Raw genomic sequence first — 1367 nt, forward strand, 5'->3', positions numbered from 1 at the left:
CGCAGTGCGATGACCGGCAACGCCGACAGTGAGCGGCTGGCGCGGGCCGGGATCCTGCCGATGACCACCGCGCAGGGGCTGGCGATGTTCGACGCCGCGTGCGCCGGGACCCCACCCGACCCCATCGCCGCGCGGCTCCGGAAGAGCCGTGGGGCGCGGCCCGCGCGTACCGCCGACCTCCGGACCCGGGTGGGCGCCATGCCGGCCGCCCAGCGACGGCCGGAGCTCGTCGACGTGGTCCGGGCCAACGCGGCCGTCGTGCTGGGCCTCGCCGACGCCACCCGGGTCCGCGCCGACGACGCCTTCCACGAGGTCGGGTTCGACTCGCTCACGGCGCTGGAACTGCGAAACCGCCTCGGCGCGGCCACCGGGCTGAAGCTTTCCAGCACGATGATCTTCGACCATCCCACGCCGGAGGCACTGGCGGCCTACCTGCTCGACCGGCTCACCGGTGAGACGGCCGCTCCGGTACCGGCGGCGCCCGCCGGGAACGAGCCGGAGACCGGCGACCCGATCGCGATCGTGTCGATGGCGTGCCGGTTGCCCGGCGGGGTGGATTCGCCCGAGGCGCTGTGGGAGCTGTTGCTCGCGAACGGCGATGCGGTAGGCGACTTTCCGGTCGAGCGGGGCTGGGATGTCGACGGGAGTGGGTCGGTGCAGCGCGGTGGCGGTTTCCTGCGCGGTGCGGCCGGGTTCGATGCGGGGCTGTTCGGTGTGTCGCCGCGGGAGGCGCTGGCGATGGATCCGCAGCAGCGCTTGTTGCTGGAGTGTGTGTGGGAGGTCTTCGAGCGTGGCGGCTTCGACCCGTTCTCGCTGCGGGGCAGCGCGACCGGTGTGTTCATCGGTGCGACCGCGCAGGAGTACGGCCCTCGGCTCGCGCAGGCGTCCGGCAAGGTCGGCGGCTACCTGCTGACCGGCAACACGGGCAGTGTGGTCTCGGGCCGGGTGTCGTACGTCTTCGGGCTGGAGGGCCCGGCGATGACGGTGGACACGGCCTGTTCGTCGTCGTTGGTGGCGCTGCACTCGGCGATCCAGTCGCTGCGGCTGGGTGAGTGTTCGCTGGCGGTGGCCGGTGGTGTCACGGTGTTGTCGTCGCTCGGAATCTTCGAGGAGTTCTCCAAGCAGGGGGCCTTGTCGGCGGACGGGCGGTGCCGGGCGTTCTCCTCGGCGGCTGACGGCTTCGGGCTGGGTGAAGGCGTCGGTGTGCTGCTGGTGGAGCGGTTGTCGGACGCGCGTCGTCATGGGCATCAGGTGTTGGCGGTGGTGCGGGGCTCGGCGGTGAATCAGGACGGCGCGAGTAATGGTCTGACGGCGCCGAATGGTCCGTCGCAGCAGCGGGTGATCCGGGCGGCGCTGGCGTCGGCGGG

The 1367-nt window shown here is 72.3% G+C and carries 1 protein-coding gene; it reads left to right on the top strand.

What is annotated here, in order from left to right; genetic code table 11:
- On the top strand, positions 1 to 1367 hold a 1367-nt coding region (locus AB0G13_RS34705), incomplete at both ends, for a beta-ketoacyl synthase N-terminal-like domain-containing protein (protein ID WP_357883936.1).

The organism is Micromonospora sp. NPDC023633, from assembly GCF_040640035.1.
Lineage (GTDB): Bacteria > Actinomycetota > Actinomycetes > Mycobacteriales > Micromonosporaceae > Micromonospora.